Annotated in this window: 16 protein-coding genes; 9 read left to right on the top strand and 7 right to left on the bottom strand. The window is 65.7% G+C overall.

What is annotated here, in order from left to right; translation table 11 throughout:
* Positions 1-48: 48 nt before the first annotated feature.
* The 4 genes from ACIPXZ_RS04125 to gluQRS form a co-directional block, all read right to left on the bottom strand.
* A complete protein-coding gene (locus ACIPXZ_RS04125) occupies positions 49-924 on the bottom strand; it encodes a DNA-formamidopyrimidine glycosylase family protein (protein WP_400590866.1) in 876 nt (291 codons plus the stop codon).
* 351 nt (positions 925-1,275) lie between these two features.
* The gene (rsgA, locus tag ACIPXZ_RS04120) at positions 1,276-2,361 is read right to left on the bottom strand and encodes a ribosome small subunit-dependent GTPase A (RefSeq protein WP_400590865.1); all 1,086 of its coding nucleotides are present in this window, start codon (positions 2,359-2,361) and stop codon (positions 1,276-1,278) included.
* Between the two features lie 287 nt (positions 2,362-2,648).
* Positions 2,649-5,258, bottom strand: a complete 2,610-nt coding sequence (gene valS / locus ACIPXZ_RS04115; protein ID WP_400590864.1) for a valine--tRNA ligase — start codon at positions 5,256-5,258, stop codon at positions 2,649-2,651.
* Between the two features lie 37 nt (positions 5,259-5,295).
* Positions 5,296-6,189, bottom strand: a complete 894-nt coding sequence (gluQRS, locus tag ACIPXZ_RS04110; RefSeq protein WP_400590863.1) for a tRNA glutamyl-Q(34) synthetase GluQRS — start codon at positions 6,187-6,189, stop codon at positions 5,296-5,298.
* Between the two features lie 51 nt (positions 6,190-6,240).
* Between gluQRS and ACIPXZ_RS04105 the strand changes: the two genes are divergently transcribed.
* Positions 6,241-6,615 carry a DUF488 domain-containing protein gene (locus ACIPXZ_RS04105; RefSeq protein WP_400590862.1) on the top strand — a complete coding sequence of 125 codons (375 nt, stop codon included), beginning with the start codon at positions 6,241-6,243 and terminating at the stop codon, positions 6,613-6,615.
* 18 nt (positions 6,616-6,633) lie between these two features.
* On the opposite strand, the gene ACIPXZ_RS04100 is transcribed toward ACIPXZ_RS04105, so the two are convergent.
* Positions 6,634-7,167, bottom strand: coding sequence for a GNAT family N-acetyltransferase (locus ACIPXZ_RS04100; protein ID WP_400590861.1), 534 nt, complete (start codon positions 7,165-7,167; stop codon positions 6,634-6,636).
* 131 nt (positions 7,168-7,298) lie between these two features.
* Positions 7,299-8,462, bottom strand: a complete 1,164-nt coding sequence (locus ACIPXZ_RS04095; RefSeq protein WP_400590860.1) for a zinc-dependent metalloprotease family protein — start codon at positions 8,460-8,462, stop codon at positions 7,299-7,301.
* Between the two features lie 366 nt (positions 8,463-8,828).
* On the opposite strand from ACIPXZ_RS04095, the gene ACIPXZ_RS04090 reads away from it, so the two are divergent.
* The 8 genes from ACIPXZ_RS04090 (at position 8,829) to ndk (ending at position 18,624) form a co-directional block, all read left to right on the top strand.
* Positions 8,829-9,785, top strand: a complete 957-nt coding sequence (locus ACIPXZ_RS04090; protein ID WP_400590859.1) for an NADP-dependent oxidoreductase — start codon at positions 8,829-8,831, stop codon at positions 9,783-9,785.
* Positions 9,786-9,986: 201 nt separating this feature from the next.
* Entirely contained in the window at positions 9,987-10,937 is a 951-nt protein-coding gene (locus ACIPXZ_RS04085; protein WP_400590858.1) for a TauD/TfdA dioxygenase family protein, read from the top strand.
* Positions 10,938-11,081: 144 nt separating this feature from the next.
* The gene (locus ACIPXZ_RS04080; protein ID WP_400590857.1) at positions 11,082-11,861 is read left to right on the top strand and encodes an SDR family oxidoreductase; all 780 of its coding nucleotides are present in this window, start codon (positions 11,082-11,084) and stop codon (positions 11,859-11,861) included.
* A complete protein-coding gene (locus tag ACIPXZ_RS04075) occupies positions 11,858-12,754 on the top strand; it encodes a DUF3592 domain-containing protein (RefSeq protein WP_400590856.1) in 897 nt (298 codons plus the stop codon). Before ACIPXZ_RS04080 ends, ACIPXZ_RS04075 begins: the two co-directional genes overlap by 4 nt.
* Before the next feature lie 278 nt (positions 12,755-13,032).
* A complete protein-coding gene (gene ileS / locus ACIPXZ_RS04070) occupies positions 13,033-16,293 on the top strand; it encodes an isoleucine--tRNA ligase (protein ID WP_400590855.1) in 3,261 nt (1,086 codons plus the stop codon).
* A complete protein-coding gene (locus tag ACIPXZ_RS04065; RefSeq protein ID WP_400590854.1) occupies positions 16,290-17,651 on the top strand; it encodes a bifunctional folylpolyglutamate synthase/dihydrofolate synthase in 1,362 nt (453 codons plus the stop codon). Before ileS ends, ACIPXZ_RS04065 begins: the two co-directional genes overlap by 4 nt.
* Before the next feature lie 2 nt (positions 17,652-17,653).
* Positions 17,654-18,091, top strand: coding sequence for a DUF4233 domain-containing protein (locus ACIPXZ_RS04060; RefSeq protein ID WP_400590853.1), 438 nt, complete (start codon positions 17,654-17,656; stop codon positions 18,089-18,091).
* Positions 18,092-18,210: 119 nt separating this feature from the next.
* Positions 18,211-18,624, top strand: coding sequence for a nucleoside-diphosphate kinase (gene ndk, locus ACIPXZ_RS04055; protein WP_400590852.1), 414 nt, complete (start codon positions 18,211-18,213; stop codon positions 18,622-18,624).
* Positions 18,625-18,708: 84 nt separating this feature from the next.
* Here the strand turns inward: ndk and ACIPXZ_RS04050 are convergent, their stop codons facing one another.
* Positions 18,709-19,347: a vitamin K epoxide reductase family protein gene (locus tag ACIPXZ_RS04050; protein WP_400590851.1), complete on the bottom strand. Its 639-nt coding sequence runs from the start codon at positions 19,345-19,347 to the stop codon at positions 18,709-18,711.
* Positions 19,348-19,423 lie beyond the last annotated feature (76 nt).

Here is a 19,423-nt window from a genome sequence, read left to right as displayed (position 1 = left end):
GGCGGCGCACCCTCCAAGGTGCGCCGTCGTCGTCGTATGGATGCCGGGCTACTTGAGGAAGCGGGAGGTGCGCCGGTCTGCGAGGATCTTGCCCTTCGTCTGGCACCCGGGGCAGTACTGGAAGGCGGTATCGGCGAACGACACTTCCCGCACGATGTCTCCGCACACCGGGCACGTCTGTCCGGCCCGGCCGTGGACCCGCATGCCGCCGCGTTTCGCGTCTTTGAGCTTTTCCGGGGGCTTGCCATCCGCTTCAGCAACGGCCCCACCCAGGATCTCGTGAATGGACCCGAAGATCCGGACCCGGGTATCCTCGTCCAGCGACTTGGCGATCGCGAAAGGGGAGACCCGGGCGGCGTGGAGGATCTCATCGCTGTAGGCGTTGCCGATTCCGGCGATCACCCGCTGGCTGCGCAGCAAGCCCTTGATCTGCTTGGAACTTCCGCTGAGGAGGCCATCGAAGACCGCCTGGGTGAAGGAAGAGCCCAAAGGGTCCGGTCCCAGGGTCGCGATCGCTTCGATCTCCTGAGGATCCCGGACGACGTAGATCGCCAGGCTCTTCCTGGTGCCCGCCTCGGTCAGATCGAACCCCACCTGGTTCTCCGCGTTCTCCGGAGTGAAGGTCAGGCGGGCGGCGATCGGCCCGGAACCGGGGCGGATCGGTTTGTCCGAGGGCTTCTCGGTGAATCTCAGCCAGCCCGCTTTCGCCAGGTGAAACACGAAGTGAATGCCGTCGGCGTCCAGATCGATGAACTTGCCGAAACGCCCGACCGCTGTGACAGTTCGTCCTTCGAGCGCGGAGAACGACGGTTCAGCCGTCTTGAGAACCGCGAACGAGGTGATACGGACCGCATCGATCCGGGCACCGCGGAGCCGCCTTTCGAGGAAGGCCCGCAGCCCTGCGACTTCTGGCATTTCCGGCATGTCACTACTGTGCCATATGGCCGGCGGCCTAGTCCCCAGGCGGCGAAAAAGGGCTTCCGGAATCACAGCAGAGTAGTTCGCGGCGGGGCCTTGTGGACCGGCGAGAGCAGGCGCAGACTGGAGGGACCTTCCGTCCCCACAGTCGGAAGGACGCGGAAACCAGAGATCCAGTGACAGGACGCTGAAACGGCCATCGGCACGACAGGAACCGGTCGCCTGTGACGAGGCGGGACGACCTGGACATCCGAGGATTCCGCCAGACTGCCACGATCGTCACCAGGCAGCCGAGAGTCGAAGCCCCACCGACGGCAATACGCCGATGGGGCTTCCCCTCTGTCCAAGGCCATGCTCTCAGCGGTGCCGGGCCCTCTCCTTGGACCACGCGCGCTGCTCGTGCGCCCGGGTCTTCAACTCGGAGACTCTTTGCGCCCGCAATCGGGCATCCGTCCTGGCGGCCAGTCGCTGGGCCTCACGCTGGAGCTTGCGATAGCTCGTGAGGCGGCGCTCCGTGAGCACACCTGAGCGGATGGCGTCTTGCACGGCACAGTCCGGCTCGCCGTCGTGCGTGCAGTCGGCGAACCGGCACTGTCCCGCGAGCTCTTCGAGATCCGCAAACGCTTCGCCGATCCCTTCCTCGGAGCTCGTCACGCCGACCGACCGCAGACCAGGGGTGTCCAGCAGGACGCCGCCGCCGGGAATCGGAAGCAGCTCGCGCCACGCGGTGGTGTGCCGGCCCTTGCCGTCAACCGCCCTGACCTCTCCGGTCGCGAGGAGCTCGGCGCCCAGAATACGGTTGCCGAGACTGGACTTGCCCGCGCCGGATGGGCCGATGACCGCCACCGTCCCCTGGATCGTGGACTTAAGCGCTTCGATGCCCTCCTCGGTGTGAGAGCTCGTGGCGATGACAGGCACGCCGGGCGCCAGTGCGGAGACCTCGATGACGGCGCTCTCCGGAAGCGGGTGGGCGTCGGCCTTGGTGAGGGCGATGACCGGCATGGCTCCGGAAGCCCAGGCAAGGGCGATGAGCCGTTCGGTCCGGGTGTGCCGCAAGGGGCCGGCCAAGGAGACCGTCACGATGACGGTGTCCACATTGCTCGCAAGGACCTGCTCCTCGGACGTCCCGCCCGCGCTGGCTCGGGACAGAACCGTCCGGCGCGGCAGCACTGAACCGAAGACTCCGGGCTCCGTTCCTGTGGAGGGGAACATGGAGATCCAGTCTCCCGTGCTGGGGGAGAGGTCCGCTGATGTGTGATGAACCCGCTGGAGCACTGCCCGCTCCTGGCCCTGAGATGTGACGACGTCGCAGAGGCCGCGTTCGGAGCGGAGGACACGGGCCGGCACGGTGCCCGGCTCGGCATGGGAAGCGAAAAGCTCCTGCCATTGAGCGTCCCAGCCGTGCTCGTCGAGCGGAGTGATTTCTGAAAATGAAGAAGACAAGATGGAGACTCTTTCGAACAGGTCTCCTGAGGGCGGGTTGCGGTGCCGTACGCGGTCCTATGGACCGGGGCTCGTCAGGGCCGCTCAGCTGGAGACGCGGAAGGTGCGTGATGTCGTATCGTCGCCGCGCAGGGCGACGGTCAGGAAGACAGTCATGGTCACACCTCCTCACGTCTCGAGACGGCGCATTGCGCCGTCATTGTTCCGCAACGATAGCACGAACCCCGTGGGGCTGGTCCAGGAAATTCCTGGACCAGCCCCACGGGGTTCTCAGTTGACGTGCGCGGTCAGCTCTGGGCAGGCACGTCCGCAGGAGCGAGCTCCACGTCGCCGACGCTCAGCTCGCCGTCGAAGGCCACGAGCGAGAGGTCCTTTGCGTTGGCAGCGGCCTTGAGGTCGGCGAGCCCTGCACTGAGCTGGGCGATCCTCGACTCCGGCGCCGAAACCGTGGCCGCGAGCACCTCCGTGCGCTGCTTGACCTTGGCTTCCGACTTCGCCTTGCGCAGCCCCGACAAGGCCTCGCCGAGCGTGTTGAGCAGCGTGGGGTCGCCATCCACGGTGAGGGACGAAGGCCACGGGGCCCGGTGCACGGAACCGGACCGCCACCAGCTCCACACTTCCTCGGTGGCGAAGGGCAGGAACGGCGCGAAGAGGCGCAGCAGGGCGTCCAGCGTGGTGGCCAGGGCTGCCAGCACGGAAGCCTGGCCTTCCTCACCCTGTGCGCCGTATGCGCGGTCCTTGATCAGCTCCACATAGTCATCCGTGAACTGCCAGAAGAAGGACTCGCTCACCTGCAGGGCACGGGCGTAGTCATACTTCTCGAACGCCTCGGTGGCCTGGCGCACGACGTCGGCCAGCTGGTTCAGCAGGCCGCGGTCCAGCGGGTTGGACAGCACGGCGTTGTCCGCGCTCAGCACGGACTCTTCAGTGGCGCCCAGGTTCAGGACGAACTTCGAGGCGTTGAGCAGCTTAATGGCCAGGCGGCGGCCGATCTTCATCTGCGCGATCTCGTAGGCGGTGTCCGCGCCAAGCTTCGCGGAGGAGGCCCAGTAGCGCACGGCATCGGAACCGAACTCCTCGAGCACGGCAGTGGGGACCACCACATTGCCCTTGGACTTGGACATCTTCTTGCGGTCCGGGTCCAGGATCCAACCGGAGATGGCTGCGTGCTTCCACGGAGCCACGTCCTGCAGGGCGTCCGCACGGACCACGGAGGAGAACAGCCAGGTACGGATGATGTCGTGGCCCTGCGGGCGCAGATCGAACGGGAAGACCTTGGCGAAGAGGTCCTCGTTCCGGCTCCAGCCGCCCACGATCTGCGGAGTCAGCGCGGAGGTGGCCCAGGTGTCCAGCACATCGGCGTCGCCGATGAAGCCGCCGGCCACGCCGCGCTGGTCCTCGGAGTAGCCCGGGGCGACGTCGGCGGCCGGATCCACGGGCAGCATCTCGTCGGTGGGGACGATGGGGGTCTCGTAGTCCGGGTTGCCCTCGGCGTCCAGCGCATACCAGACCGGCACGGGCACGCCGAAGAAGCGCTGACGGGACACCAGCCAGTCACCGTTGAGTCCTTCGATCCAGTTCTCATAGCGGGAACGCATGAAGGCCGGGTGGAAGTCGATGTCGTGGCCGCGCTGGATGAGGCGTTCGCGGCGGTCCTGATCACGCCCACCGTTGCGGATGTACCACTGGCGGCTGGTGACCACTTCGAGCGGCTTGTCGCCCTTTTCGAAGAAGTTCACCGCGTGCATGATCTTCTTCGGCTCACCGTCCAGGAGATCCTGCTCGCGCAGCATCTCCACCACACCCTCCTTGGCGGAGAAGGAGGTCTTGCCGGCGATCCGGGCGTAGGCTTCGCGGCCGGCCTCCGTGGTGATCCACTCGGGGGTCTCGGAGATGATGCGGCCGTCGCGGCCGATGATCGCCCGGGTGGGGAGCTGGAGCTCACGCCACCAGGTCACGTCGGTCAGGTCGCCGAAGGTGCAGACCATGGCGATGCCGGATCCCTTGTCGGCCTTCGCCAGGTGGTGGGCCTTGACCTCCACCTCGACGCCGAAGAGCGGGGAGGTGACCTTCTTGCCGAAGAGCGGTTGGTAGCGCTCGTCGTCGGGGTTCGCGACGAGGGCGGCACAGGCGGCGAGCAGCTCGGGACGGGTGGTCTCGATGAAGATCTTCTCGCCGTCCTCCGTGAAGAAGGGGTAGCGATGGTAGGCGCCGGCCACCTCGCGGTCCTCCAGCTCGGCCTGGGCCACGGCGGTGCGGAAGGTCACATCCCAGAGCGTGGGGGCCTCGGAGAGGTAGGCGTCGCCGGCCGCGTGGTTGGCCAGGAAGGCGCGCTGGGAGACGGCGCGGGAGGCGTCGTCGATGGTCCGGTAGGTCATGTCCCAGTCCACGGACAGGCCGAGGGTCTTGAACAGGTGCTCGAAGACCTTCTCGTCCTCCACGGCCAGGCGTTCACACAGCTCGATGAAGTTGCGGCGGGACACCACGTCCCAGTCGCGCTGATTCTTGGCGGGCTCGGCGGGGGGCTGGTAGCCCTCCTGGTACGGGATGGCCGGATCGCAGCGGACCCCGTAGTAGTTCTGGACGCGGCGCTCGGTGGGCAGGCCGTTGTCGTCCCAGCCCATCGGGTAGAAGACGTTCTTGCCCTGCATGCGCTGGTAGCGCGCCAGGACGTCCGTCTGGGTGAAGGAGAACATGTGCCCCACGTGCAGCGAGCCGGACGCCGTGGGAGGGGGCGTGTCGATCGAGTAGACCTCGGCCCGGGTGGTGTCCTGTTGGAACTTGTAGGTCCCGTCCGCCAGCCAGCGCTCGGTGAGCTTGGCCTCAAGGCCTTCCAGGGCGGGCTTGTCGGGAACGGTGATTTCGGGCGTGTCTGTACCCTGCGTCGCGTCAGTCATGGCTCAATTCTTTCATGCCTGGCGGGTCGGTCCGGTTTCAGCTCAGTGTGCCGCTGAACACCCAAGGATTGCGGGGGAGCGACGCGGGTTCGAAGGCCGTCAGAGCGCGCTCCAGCGGTCCTTCCGGCAACCCCAATGAGCGGAGCAGCGAATCCCGTACCCGCTCTGCGGTCCAGCCGGCTGTCGCGAGATCCTCAAGCGTCACAGCACCGTCACGCTTGGCGAGGCGTCTGCCGTCCGGCCCCAGCACCAGTGGCACGTGCACGTACGACGGTGGCGCGAAGCCGAGCACGTGCCCCAGGCGCAGTTGGGTGGGGGTCGAGGGAAGGAGATCGTCACCCCGTACCACCTGGTCGATTCCCTGGGCCGCATCGTCGACGACGACGGCCAGGTTGTAGGCGACGGCACCGTCGTTGCGGCGGAGCACGACGTCGTCCACGGGGCCCACGCGGTCGCCCGCCACGGCGTCGGTGAAGTGTTCCGTCCCGCCACCGGAAAGGAAGCGCAGCGCGGCGGGCCGCTCGCGACGGCGTTCCTCGCGTTGTTCGTCACTCAGCTGACGGCAGGTGCCAGGGTAGAGCGAGACCGGGCCGTGGGCGGCGGACGAGGCTTCCGCGATGTCGCGGCGGGTGCAGAAGCATTCGAACGTCCGGCCCGCACCGATCAGCGACTCCAGGGCGGCAGCGTGGAGCCGGCCGCGCTCCGATTGGCGGACGGGGGTTTCGTCCCAATCGATGCCGATCGCTGCGAGGTCACGCAGCTGGGACTCCTCCGCACGTGCGCGGACCCGGTCCAGGTCCTCCACCCGGAGCAGGAAGCGGCGCCCGGTATTGCGGGCGAAGAGCCAGGCGAGGATGGCGGTCCGCAGATTGCCCAGATGCAGATCGCCGCTGGGGGACGGGGCGTAGCGGCCGGCGCCGGGGTTTTCCACATGGCTACTGTAGCCGTCGTCGTTCCTGATGCACCGTGCCTAGCATGGGATATGGAAAGTCAGCAGCACGGGGTTCTGTCCATTGCGAGAATCTACGACGAGCCCGGTGAAGGCCTCTACCGGGTTCTGGTGGACCGTCTCTGGCCCCGGGGCGTGACGAAGGAACGGGCCGCTCTGGACGAGTGGCTCAAGGACATCTCCCCGTCGGCACCTTTGCGTACCGAATTCGCGCACATGGCATCCAGGTTCCCGGATTTCACCAAGGCCTACCGGGCCGAACTCGATCAGCGACAGGAAGCGGTCGAGCATGTGCTGGAACTTTTGAGAAGAGGTCTGAACGTGGTCCTGCTCTATGGCGCTAAGGACCGCGAGATCAACCACGCTCAGGTGCTGCGAAGCTATCTGCTGGAACGCCTGCTGGACTGATCGGTGGCCGCGACCAGGTCAGGTACCCGATGTTTCTGTTGGGTCTGCGGGGAAGAGGTCCATCACCATGACCGTACGGGTCTGAGCCGTCCCGGACCGGTCATCTTCCCGGTGCTCCATCCCGAGCTTCCGGGCCACTCGCTGAGAGGGGAGGTTGGCGGGATGGATGATGGCCACCAGCTCTGGCGAGCGCAGCGTGTCCCTGGCAAAATCCCGGCAAGCCTGAGCCGCCTCGGTCGCGAACCCACGTCTCTGGAACTCGGGCAGGATGTGATAGCCCACTTCGAGTCGTGGCTGTCCGTTGACGCGTTGCCAGGTGAGGCCGCACTCTCCGAGGAACGTACCGTCGAAGGCCTCCACGATCCAGAGGCCGTGGCCGTGTTCCTGGTAGTTCCGCAGATTCCACTCGATCCACCCAAGCGCCTCTGACCGGGTCTTCGGGCGCGGGTAGTACTCCATGACAGCGGGATCGCCGAGAAGACGGGCCAGATCATCAAGATCGTCAACGGTCATCTCCCGGAAGCCCAGGCGAGAAGTCGGCTGAGGGAACATCTCTTCACCCTAACTGCTGAACAGTGGGACCTCTTGAAGGGTCTGCGGCTCGGCTGCCTCACCCGGAGACAGGCACAAGCAGCCGAGCCGCAGAAGCTCACGGTTTCGGCACGAATGCCATCGGAGTTCCCCTAGCGTGCGGGGATCTTGTCCGGGTGGAGCTGTCGAGCCAACTCGTGTGTGAGTTCATTCGTTTCCGCCACGAGCGGAGGCTCTGCGCTGCGCAGGGTCCTTCCGCTGTACGGCTTGCCCTTGCTGCCGACCGTCAAGCTGAAGCTCTGCAGATCGTTGGGGGCGGCCAGGGTGGTCACATTCTTGTCGTTGTTGATGTCCTGCTGAACAGCTCCGGGGTTGATCGTGCCGCTCCAGTTCCAGTCGATCGGACCGTCTGCTCGCGCCTGATGACGCGTGCCGTTGGTCCACCAGTAGAGCTGACTTCCGGCCGCGGCGGGCCCCAGGCCGCTGCCTTCCGTCAGAGAGGATTCATCAAGGGTGGGCACGTTCCTGGTCGAGTAACCGAAATACGGGTCACCCGCGGTCTGCGGGATTCCCGACATCTGATACGCGTAATTCATGATGCTCAGATAGTTCGGTTTGTTGTTGACTTCATCGGTTCCGCCGTGATGCAGCCCGAGATTGTGTCCGAGCTCGTGGATGAACGTCCCCACCCGGATATCGCTGCTGGCGGCTCCCCAGTAACGGGGCCCGACAGTCACCAGGAGTTCAAGCCCGTTGATCCACGCCTGGCCGGAGGAGGAGCCCGTCCCGTAGCTGTCACCGAATACGGCGTAGTGGAAGACATTGGCGCGTTTCGGGTCGGAGTACGTTTGCCGCAGCTGCCTGACCTCGCTTACGCCGCTCAGGTTCTGCTTGTAAGGAATCTCGTTCCCGCCACCCAGGTCGTATGCGGCACCTCCAGCAGGTCCTGCATCGAGATGGATGGTGATTCCGGTGCTTCCGTCGGGATTGTTCACCGGTAGACCGGCAAAGCTCTGCCGGATTCGATCCAGTTCCGCTGAGGACGGGAGAAGCCCCTTCATATAGTCCAGCTCGACGAAGAGGTCCGCCCTCCTGGGGTCGGCTCCCAGGGCGGGCAGATCGAGGTCGATGACTCCGTCTCCGTCAGTATCGACTCCCTGGGTCTCCCATGTGTCAGGAGGCCCGTCTCCATCGGAGTCCGTGGTGGTGGGGGAAATGGTGGCGTCAGCAGGCGGTGCGGTGAAGAGGGTGCTGGAAAGCCCCAAAGCCAAGGTCAGGAGGCCTGCGGATGTGGCTCCTATGAGTGATTTTCTCAAGGTGGTTACCTTTCAGAGTGCGTGTGAAGGTGGTCATGACCACCTCGATCTGTCTCACCGCGGCGCCATGACCACCTTCACCACAGCAGCTGAGCTCCATGAACACAACGAATATGACTGAATAAGTTAAACCGTTAACCGAAATTTCACATGAGAGTTTTGCCGGTTGATCCATACTCTGGACGAGGACATCGCCCTGTCGCATCAGGCCCCCTGATCGTGTTTCAGCCGGTCGACCCCAGGTGGTCGCCGGTCGCGTTCCGTCGCCGTTCTGCGGAGCGGTGAGACACTGGGTTCATCCAGCTCAGGCGTTCCGGACGTGGACCTGCAGGGCTGGGGTGGGGCACCGGACACGAAGGGGAGAGCATGGCACGGCACTGGATCGCTCGGGCCTGGGGAAGCCCAGACCATTGGGAATTCGTCGACTACGTCCCGGAGGCACCTGGCCCAGGCGAGGTGACCATCGCGGTGCGCGCCGCAGGCGTGAACCCGGCTGACGCCAAGCACGTCGCCGCACCGCGGACGGGCAAGGAGCTTCCGGTCGCCATCGGTTACGAGGTCTCGGGAACGGTGACCGCCGTCGGACCACGGGCGACAGCCGTCACCGGGCCGCTCTCCGTCGGGGACGAGGTGCTGGCTTTCCGTGTCCAGGGCGGCTACGCCACGGAGCTCACCGTCTCTGCCGAGAAGGTGCTCCACAAGCCTTCCTCGCTGGCGTATGAGGAAGCAGCGAACCTCCTGCTGGCGGGTACGACCGCGGCGGAGATGCTTCACGCGGTCGGCGCGAGCAGTGGCGACGTCGTCCTGCTTCATGCCGCATCCGGTGCGGTCGGGGTGATCGTGCTGCAATTGGCCGCGCTGCGTGGGATCACGGTGATCGGCACGGCGAGTGAGGCTCGTTTTGAGGAGATACGGGGTTTCGGAGGTATCCCGGTCCGCTATGGACCGGGCCTGCAAGACCGCGTGGAGGAAGCCGTGCGCACGCTGGGCCGCGTCGGGGTGGATGCCGCGCTCGACGCAGCGGGAACGGACGAAGCCGTTGACGTCTCCCTCGCCTTGGTCGCCGACCGGACCCGCATCGTGACGGTCGCCGCGCCAGGCCGGGCAGTGGAGGACGGCTTCCAGGCCCTGGCGGGAACCCAAGCGGAGAGCGCTGAATTCCGTGACGCCGCACGCCAGGATCTCGTCACGCTGGCCGGGCGGGGGCTCCTCAGAGTGCCCCTGAGTCGCAGCTACCCGCTCCCGCAGGCCCGGGACGCCCTCGGATTCCTCGCCGACGGGCACCCGGGAGGCAAAATCACCCTCGTTCCCGACGCCGGTTAATAGGGGAAACCCAAGCTCATGCGGCGTCACATGGCTGAGCGATGGATGACCTGGCGAGTCCTTTTCTTAGCCTGCGTGTCCCGGAGTTGAGCCGCGTGTCCGGGAGCTTTCCGTCGCGCGGCGAAGCCCGGTAGACACGGGGTACGAGCCCGTGGAACTGCGGGCCTCGTCGCCATCAAACGACGGAAAGGACAGCATGTGATGAGCACTGTCACCGCTACGAAACTCGAATTCACTCGCTTGGGCTCACGGATCGGGGCTGAAATCAGTGGCCTGGATCTGAGCGCGGAACTCCACCCTGAGACCGTGACGCAGATCCGGGATGCACTCAATCGGTACAAGGCCCTGGTCTTTCGCGAGGCAGGCATCCGCACCGATGAAGAACAAGTGCGATTCGCACGTCGCTTCGGACCGCTCACCACCGCACATCCCACGGTGGCATCGGTGGCGGGAGCGGAGAACGTCCTCCCGGTGGACAGCGAGAACGGATCAGCGAACACCTGGCATACCGATGTCACCTTCGTGCTGAACCCGCCCCAGGCCTCGACCCTGCGCAGCATCGAGCTTCCGCCGTATGGCGGGGAGACGCTGATCGCTTCGGCGGCGGGCGCCTATCGGGACCTGCCTGAGGAACTGAGGACCTTCGCAGACTCCTTGTGGGCGGTGCACACGAACGACTACGACTATTCGGTGCCCAAGAACCTCGAACATGCCAATGCCGAAGAACGACGGAAGGAATTCACCCGGGTTCGCTACGAGACCGCCCATCCGGTGGTGCGCGTGCATCCGCTGACCGGCGAACGTGGGCTGTTCATCGGCGGTTTTGCTCAGCGGCTCCGGATCGTCGGGCTCTCGAACACCGAATCCCGTGACATCCTCCGGCTCCTCCAAAGCTATGTGACACGACCGGAGAACGTGGTGCGGGTCGCTTGGAAGCCAGACCAGCTGGTGCTCTTCGACAACCGGATCACCCAGCACTACGCCCCGGACAACTACGACGGACTCCCGCGCAGGCTCAACCGCGTGACCATAGCAGGGGAGGTGCCTATGTCGATCGAGGGTAAGCCCAGCCAGTCCTTGCAGGGCGACTCATCCCTCTATTCGGTGGTCGCCACTGTAGAGGATCCGGCTCAGACGAGCGTCGAAGGCTGAGCTCTGTGGACTGTGCCGGCCACTGTCGGGGCCTGAATGCTGGAATGTGGAGGTGGAGGCCTCGCCCACCCGCCTCCACGTCTCCAGGCCGGACATCCCGGGGTCATGCGTCGGCGCGCCCGGCCCGGCTCATAGACTGATCCCATGACCTCGCAGAACTCCCCAGCATCCCGCGCCGCACTCGTCACCGGAGCCAGCACCGGTATCGGAGAAGCAACCGTCCGGGCGCTCCGTGCCGACGGCTGGACCGTGTTCGCCGTCGCCCGCCGTGCCGAGCGTCTGGAGGCCCTCGCCGCGGAGACAGGTGCGGTGGCACTCCCGGCGGACATCAGCGAGGACGCCGACGTCGAGCGCCTGCTCAGCGCCGTGACGGAGGCGGGCGGCATCGACACCCTGATCAACGTCGCGGGCGGCGCTCGGGGTGCGGACCGCATCGCGGACGCCTCGGTCGACGACTGGGAGTGGATGTACCGGGTGAACGTCCTCGGCACGCTCAAACTCACCCGGGCCTTCCTCCCGATGCTGCGGGCCCACGGCCGCGGCACGGTGCTCAATGTCACCTCCACCGCAGGTCATGTGGCATATGAGGGCGGTGCGGGCTACAACGCCGCGAAGTTCGGTCAGGCGGCGCTCAACGATGCTTTGCGTCTGGAGGAAGCCGAACACAACGTCCGTGTCATCGAGATCGCCCCGGGACTGGTGCAGACGGAGGAGTTCGCGCTCCGTCGGCTGGGCGACGCCGGTGCTGCCGCCAAGGTCTACGAGGGCGTCGCCGAGCCTCTCCAGGCGGGAGATGTCGCGGACGTCATCGCCTACGCGGTGCGGGCGCCGCATCACGTGAATCTCGCTCACGTCACCATTCGGCCGGTGGCTCAGCCGGCGGCCCACAAACTGTTGCGCGGACCGTTGGAGGGAACGCGATGAAACTCGCGCTGTACGCCGTCTGGGTGTTGTTCTCTCTGGCCGCGATCTTCAATCTGGTCAAGCTTTTCGGAAGCCAGGCGCGACGCGCAGGCATCGTGGCGTCCTGGCCCCGGGTCGGTGCCGTCGTGACGGGAAACGCCGAGGCATGGTCCACCATCAGCGGGGACAACAACCCTGTACGCCGCTACTTCGCGCTGTACCAGTTCAGCGGCCCGGATGGTGCGGTTCACCAGGGCCGATCGGAGCTGGGCCTCGCCGCGCCCACGGCCCCAGGCACCGCTCTGGAGGTCGCGTACAACCCGCTCAACGCGGACCAGTCCTTCCATCAGAGCGTTCAGATCAAGCGAGTGGCCTGGCTGGTGGCCGTGGTCTTCGCGGTCATTCTGGTGCTGGCCTTCCTGATGATCACGGCGCTTCCCCTGCCGTTCCTGGTGGAGCTGCACACGGAGCGAACGCTGGATCCGATTCTGCGGATCTTCCTCCTGGTGCCCGGGGCCTTCCTGGCCGTGGGGCTGGTGCTCGCAGTGATCGGAATCCTGCGGTGCGCGGTGCGCTGGGCCACAGTGGGGCGCTGGGTCCGGACCAGGGGAGTGGTGGTGTCCACGGGTGCGAACCAGAGCCCGGCGTCCGGATCCGGTCGGAGCGTCCAGTACCGTCCGGAGTACCGTTTCCCGGATGCCTTGGGTCAGGAGATCGCCGGGCGGGCCGACGTCGCGCTCGCCGAGGAGCCCATCATCGGGCAACCGCTTGAAGTGGCCTACGACCCCGCGGCGCCCCAGCGCTCGGCCTTGCCGGTCTTTCTCGCCTACCGGACGCTGTTCGGGGTCGGGCTGGTCCTCTCGTTCTTCGGAGCCGCCGGCCTCACGATGTTCTCCTTTGCTTTCCTCGGCTGAACTCTCAGGGCCTGTACGTATCCGTTAGACTGGATGACAAAGCACAGACCCGGCCATCACCGGTGAGCTTCCGGAAGAAAACCCGCCTCCGACGTCGTCGTTCGGAGAAGGAGGTGGGTTAGTAGAACCGGACGGGCGCGCCCGTCACAGCGTTTCAATGAGCGGCCGTCGGCCCGCGCAAGCGGACCGGAGGCAAGCGGGGTGGTACCGCGCCACCTGTCCCCAGCGGCAGGGAAGCGTCCTCGCGCAGTTGGATGCAGCGAACCAGGATGCCACAGATGTCGATCTACCCCAAGGTCTCCACCAGCGAGGACCGCACTGTCTCCGCCTCCGTCCGTTTCCCCGAGATCGAGAAGCGGATCCTCAAATACTGGGACGAGGACGGAACCTTCCAGGCCAGCATCGACGCGCGTGACGCCGGCGTGGATGGCAGCAACGAGTTCGTCTTCTACGACGGGCCGCCCTTCGCCAATGGCCTGCCGCACTACGGCCACCTGCTCACCGGATATGCCAAGGATCTGGTGGGCCGCTACCAGACCCAGCGCGGCAAGCGCGTGGAGCGCCGCTTCGGCTGGGACACCCATGGTCTGCCGGCGGAACTCGAAGCCATGAAGCAGCTGGGCATGACGGACAAGACTCAGATCGCCGCCATGGGCATCGACAAGTTCAACGACGCCTGCCGCGCCTCCGTCATGAAGTACGCGGACGAGTGGAAGGACTACGTTCGCGCTCAGGCCCGCTGGGTCGACTTCGAGAACGACTACAAGACGCTCAATGTCGAGTACATGGAGTCCGTCATCTGGGCCTTCAAGCAGCTCCACGAGAAGGGCCTGACCTATAACGGTTACCGCGTCCTGCCGTACTGCTGGAAGGACGAGACGCCGCTGTCCAACCATGAGCTCCGCATGGATGACGACGTCTACAAGAACCGCCAGGACCAGACCGTCACGGTCACCTTCCCGATCCTGGCCGGTGAGAACCCGCTGTCGCTGGAACTGGAAGGCGTGCTCGCGCTCGCCTGGACCACCACGCCCTGGACCCTGCCCACCAACGCCGCGCTCGCCGTCGGGCCGCAGATCCAGTACGCCGTGGTTCCGGTGGGTCCGAACGGTGTCAAGGCCTCTGAGGTGCCCGCCGATGCGCGCTTCCTGATCGCTCAGGATCTGCTGGGCGGTTACGCCAAGGATCTGGGCTACGACGACGCCGCGGCGGCTGCCGCCGCGGTCACCGCCACTCATGCGGGCTCCGAGCTGGAGGGCATCGGCTACCAGCGTCTCTGGAACGACTTCGCCGACGCCGAGAAGTACGGCACCCAGAACGCCTGGCGCATCCTGGTTGCCGACTACGTGACCACCACCGACGGCACCGGCCTGGTCCACCAGGCGCCCGCCTACGGTGAGGACGACCAGAAGGTCTGCGAGGCGGCGGGCATCCCCGTGGTGCTCTCCGTCGACGAGGGCGCGAAGTTCCTGCCGCTTTTCAAGCACGGCGAGCTGGCCGACATCGCCGGGCTCCAGGTCTTCGAGGCGAACAAGCCGATCACGCAGCACCTCAAGGCCGCGGGCCGTCTGGTCCGCCAGGCCAGCTATGAGCACAGCTACCCGCACTGCTGGCGCTGCCGGAACCCCCTGATCTACCGTGCGGTGTCCTCCTGGTACGTCTCCGTGACCACCTTCAAGGACCGGATGCTGGAGCTGAACCAGGAGATCAACTGGATCCCCGGCAACGTCAAGGATGGCCAGTTCGGCAAGTGGCTGGCGAACGCCCGTGACTGGTCGATCTCCCGCAATCGCTTCTGGGGCAGCCCCATCCCGGTCTGGGAGTGCGACGGTGAGGAATGCGAGCACCGTGAGGTCTACGGTTCCCTGGCCGAGATGCAGGAGGCGTTCGGCCGGCTGCCCGTCAACCACGCAGGTGAGACGGATCTGCACCGTCCTTTCATCGATGAGCTGACACGCGTCCACGAGGGCTGCGGCGGCACCTTGCACCGCGTGGAGGACGTGCTGGACGTCTGGTTCGACTCCGGGTCGATGCCGTACGGCCAGGTTCATTACCCCTTCGAGAACGAGCAGTGGTTCGACACCCACAACCCGGCGGACTTCATCGTCGAGTACATCGGGCAGACCCGCGGCTGGTTCTACATGCTGCACATCCTGTCCACGGCGCTGTTCGACCGCCCGGCTTTCCGCAATGTCATCAGTCACGGCATCGTGCTGGGCTCGGACGGGCAGAAGATGTCCAAGAGCCTGCGCAACTACCCCGACGTCTCCGAGGTTCTGGACCGCGACGGTTCCGACGCCATGCGCTGGTTCCTCATGTCCAGCCCCATTCTGCGCGGCGGCAATCTGGTCGTCACCGAACAGGGCATCCGTGACGGTGTGCGTCAGGTTCTCCTGCCGCTCTGGAACGTCTACAGCTTCTTCACCCTTTACACCAACACCGCGAACGGCGGTGCCGGCTACGACGCGAAGCTGCGCTATGACGGGTACACCGAGGAACTGGATCGCTACCTCATGGCGAACACCGGGGTCCTGGTGAAGAACGTCAAGGAGTCACTGGACGCGTATGACATCTCCGATGCCTGCGATGCGCTGCGCGAATACCTGGACATGCTGACGAACTGGTACGTCCGCCGGAGCCGCCAGCGCTTCTTCGACGAGAACACCGATGCCTTCGATGCGCTCCACACCGCACTGGAGGCGGTCACGCGGGCCGCCGCGCCTCTGCTGCCCCTGGTGGCGGAGGAGATCTGGCGTGGTCTGACCGGTGGCCGGTCGGTGCACCTGACGGACTACCCGGACGCTTCGCTGTTCCCGCAGGACGATGATCTCGTGGCGGCCATGGACCGGGTTCAGCAGATCTGCTCCACGGGCTCTTCGCTGCGCAAGGCAGCCAAGCTGCGTGTCCGCCTGCCGTTGCAGGAGCTCACCGTGGTGGCACCCGCCGGCGCCGCACTGGAGCCGTTCGCCGGCGTCGTCGCCGACGAACTCAACGTGCGCAAGGTTCGCGTCCTGGATGCCGAATCGGCGTCCCCGGAGGAATTCGGCATCGAGCAGAAACTCGTGGTCAATGCCCGCGCCGCCGGCCCGCGCCTGGGCAAGAACGTCCAGCAGGCCATCAAGGCGAGCAAGTCGGGCGATTGGTCCGTGGGCGACGACGGCGTGGTCACTGCGGGCGGCCTCGCCCTGGAAGCACACGAGTACTCCCTGGAGACCGTGGTGGCCGAGTCGGAGGACGCAGGCTCCCGCGCCGCCGCAGTGCTGCCGGGCGGTGGCTTCGTGGTGCTCAACACCGAGGTCACGCCGGAACTGGAAGCCGAAGGCGTGGCACGTGACATGATCCGTGCCATCCAGCAGGCCCGCAAGGACGCCGGACTGGAGGTCTCGGACCGCATCCGCACCCGCGTCGGCGCCGATCAGGCGACCGTGGACGCCCTGGAGGCGCACTGCGAACTGGTCAAGGGTGAGACCCTGAGCCTGGAACTGGACCTGGCGACCGCTGATGAGCTGACCGTGACCGTGGAAAAGGTGGAAGCATGAGCGACGAATTCTCGGTGGAGAGCGTCTACGCCGAACTGCTGGGGCGGGCTCCGGAGAACAAGATGGAACCGCGCCTGGCCCCACTGTTCCGGGCCATGGAGGTGCTCGGCGAGCCGAACAAGGCGTGTCCGATCATCCACATCACCGGAACCAACGGGAAGACCAGCACCGCGCGCATGATCGAGCGTGGGCTCATGGCGCATGGCCTTTCGACCGGCCGGTACACCAGCCCGCACCTCTCCCGCGTCACGGAGCGCATCAGCATCAACGGTGAGCCCGTGGATGACGCCACCTTCGTGCGCATCTGGGATGAGATCCGGCCCTACCTGGCCATCGTTGACGCGGAACTGGAAGAGCAGGCGGAGCCGCGCCTGACCTACTTCGAGTGCCTCACGATCCTGGCATTCGCGGTGTTCGCGGACCAGCCGGTGGACGTCGCCGTCATCGAAGTGGGCCTCGGAGGCATCACGGACGCCACCAATGTCGGCGACGGCGCAGTGTCGGTCGTCACTCCGATCTCCCTGGACCACACCGATCTGCTGGGGGACACCACGGGGGAAATCGCCGTGGAAAAGGCCGGGATCATCAAGCCCGGAGGCTTCCTCATCAGTGCGGTGCAGCCTCGCGATGCCGCGCAGGTCCTGTTGGAGAAGGCCCGCGAGGTCGAGGTCCCGTACCGTTTCGAAGGCGTCGAGTTCGGCGTCGATTCCCGGGCCGTCGCGGTAGGGGGCCAGCTCGTGACCGTTCAGGGTCTGGCGGGCCGCTACGAGGACCTTTTCGTCCCGCTGCACGGCGCCCACCAGGCGGAGAACGTCGCCGTCGCGATCGCCGCTCTGGAAGCGTTCTTCGGCGGTGGCGAACGCGAACTGGACCGGGATGTGCTCGTGCAGACTTTCACGGAGGTTTCCTCGCCGGGACGTCTCGAGGTGGTCCGCTCCGCGCCCACCATCATCGTCGACGCCGCCCACAACCCCGACGGCATCCGGGTCTCCGCGGAGGCGATCCAGGAGGCCTTCAACTTCAGCAAGCTCGTGGTGGTGCTCGGCGTCCTGCGGGAGAAGGACGCTGAGGAGATCCTGACGCAGCTCAAGGAGTCCTTGGGTGATCTGGCCGAAGAGATCTGCCTGACGCAGTCGACCTCGCCGCGGGCGATCCCCGCCGCGGAGCTGGCGGAGCTGGCCGTGGACCTCGGCTGGGGCGAGGAGAACGTGCACATCGCCGAGAAGCTGGACGACGCGATCGAATGGGCTGTGGAGCGCTCGGAATCCAACGTTGATCTGGCCGGGGGAGTACTCATCACCGGTTCGATCACCGTGGTGGCCGAAGCACGTGTCCTCCTGCAAGCGAAAGAGGCATGAGCATGGCGAAGCTGACTCGCGCACAGCAGGAATGGCGCCCGGGAACCCCCAAGAAGGCACGGTCCGTCAAGGTGACCTTCGCCTCCACGGTGCTGGTGCTGGAAGCGTTCGTGATGTTCTTCGCAGCCTTGGTGATCTTCGGCCTGCGTAAGAGCGACCCGTCCGCTCCCGTCCTGCTGTGGGTGGGGATCGGTCTCAGCATCCTCATGATCCTGGCCTGCGCCTTCCTGCGGAAAGCCTGGGGAGTCGGTCTTGGCTGGATCATCCAGATCCTGCTGATCGCCACCGGTTTCCTGGAACCGATGATGTTCCTGATCGGGGTCCTTTTCGCCATCGCGTGGTGGTACGGACTGCGGGCCGGAAGCCGGATCGATGCGGAGCAGCGCCAGCGTGATATGGAACAGGCACGCTGGGAAGCGGAACACCCGGACGAGGCCTAGTCCGGGGAGTGGGCTGGGCGCTGACACCTGGGCCGGGACCTCTGCGGCCGTGAACCGGCGGGCGCGGCTCGCCCACTAGAATTACCGATGACAACAAACCATCTCAACCGGGAGCAGACGTGAGCACTGAGCGCACCCTTGTACTCATCAAGCCCGACGGCGTCCGCCGTCAGCTGACCGGAGCCATCCTGGCCCGTATCGAAGCCAAGGGCTACGTCCTGGCCGAGCTGAAGAAGCTCACCGCGGGCCGCGAACTGCTGGAGCAGCACTACGCGGAGCACGAAGGCAAGCCCTTCTATGAGCCGCTGCTGGAGTTCATGCAGTCCGGCCCCGTCGTAGCCGCAATTTTCGAGGGGCACCGTGTGATCGAGGGCTTCCGTTCTCTGGCCGGTGCCACGGACCCGACGGCTGCCGCCCCCGGCACCATCCGTGGTGACTTCGGCCGCGACTGGGGTGTGGCGGTTCAGCAGAATCTGGTGCACGGATCCGACTCTGTAGAGTCCGCCGAACGTGAGATCGCCATCTGGTTCTGAGACGCGATGGATACTGAAGGGGCCGGCCGGGAATCAATCCCGGCCGGCCCCTTTCGTCGTGCCCTGTCTACCGCTGGGGTGAGCTCACATGGTGGATCCGAAGAAGACCCCGCTGAAGCGGAAGAGGATGGAGGCGATGACGCCGATGTACAGCAGAGCGATGAGTGGCCAGGCGAAATCCCCTACAGAGCGCCGGAACTTCTCGGGGACCGGGATCACGCCGTGGACGATGTTCCGCACTGTCACCCAGACGAACATGGGGATCATCATCGCCCAGACCACCATGCAGAACGGGCAGAGAATGCCGATCGAGTAGAGGGCCTGGGACCAGAGCCAGCAGACGAATGCGAATCCCAGGGTGACGCCGGTCTGAAGGCCGATCCAGTACCAGCGTGCGAACCGGGCCCCGGAGAACAGCGCCATCGCCGTGGTGATGATCACCGGGAATGCAACGATACCGATGAACATATTGGGGAAACCGAAGGCCGAACTCTGCCAGGTCTGCATGACCTGGCCGCAGGAGATCCACGGGTTGATGTCGCAGATGGTGGCGTGATGGGAATCCTGAAGCACCTGGATCTTCTCGATGACCAGCCACCACGATGCGACGAAACCGAGCGCTCCGGTGATCAGCAGGAGCCATGCGAACGGCCGATGGCGGGTCATGAGCGGCAGCTTCGTTTCGTCTGAAGCAGCGGTCGCGGAGTCCGGGGCCTTGCTCATGTCTTGGGGGTTCCTTTCCATCGGCCTCATGCCGCTGATTGTAACCATGCCTTCCTCGGGAAAGGCTGAGCAGCGT

It is taken from the genome of Arthrobacter sp. NPDC090010 (assembly GCF_044748305.1).
GTDB lineage: Bacteria > Actinomycetota > Actinomycetes > Actinomycetales > Micrococcaceae > Arthrobacter_E.
Note: the sequence above shows the minus strand (reverse complement) of the source record. Positions and strands in the feature narration are given on the sequence as shown.

Bases quoted from the DNA above. Each gene is read 5' to 3' on its own strand.
- ACIPXZ_RS04065 (WP_400590854.1), top strand. From the start codon at position 16,290: ATGAGCGACGAATTCTCGGTGGAGAGCGTCTACGCCGAACTGCTGGGG.
- ACIPXZ_RS04085 (WP_400590858.1), top strand. From the start codon at position 9,987: ATGAGCACTGTCACCGCTACGAAACTCGAATTCACTCGCTTGGGCTCA.
- ACIPXZ_RS04050 (WP_400590851.1), bottom strand. From the start codon at position 19,347: ATGAGCAAGGCCCCGGACTCCGCGACCGCTGCTTCAGACGAAACGAAG.
- ACIPXZ_RS04125 (WP_400590866.1), bottom strand. From the start codon at position 924: ATGCCGGAAATGCCAGAAGTCGCAGGGCTGCGGGCCTTCCTCGAAAGG.
- ileS (WP_400590855.1), top strand. From the start codon at position 13,033: ATGTCGATCTACCCCAAGGTCTCCACCAGCGAGGACCGCACTGTCTCC.
- valS (WP_400590864.1), bottom strand. From the start codon at position 5,258: ATGACTGACGCGACGCAGGGTACAGACACGCCCGAAATCACCGTTCCC.
- ACIPXZ_RS04060 (WP_400590853.1), top strand. From the start codon at position 17,654: ATGGCGAAGCTGACTCGCGCACAGCAGGAATGGCGCCCGGGAACCCCC.
- ACIPXZ_RS04080 (WP_400590857.1), top strand. From the start codon at position 11,082: ATGACCTCGCAGAACTCCCCAGCATCCCGCGCCGCACTCGTCACCGGA.
- ACIPXZ_RS04100 (WP_400590861.1), bottom strand. From the start codon at position 7,167: ATGTTCCCTCAGCCGACTTCTCGCCTGGGCTTCCGGGAGATGACCGTT.
- ACIPXZ_RS04075 (WP_400590856.1), top strand. From the start codon at position 11,858: ATGAAACTCGCGCTGTACGCCGTCTGGGTGTTGTTCTCTCTGGCCGCG.
- ACIPXZ_RS04090 (WP_400590859.1), top strand. From the start codon at position 8,829: ATGGCACGGCACTGGATCGCTCGGGCCTGGGGAAGCCCAGACCATTGG.
- ACIPXZ_RS04105 (WP_400590862.1), top strand. From the start codon at position 6,241: ATGGAAAGTCAGCAGCACGGGGTTCTGTCCATTGCGAGAATCTACGAC.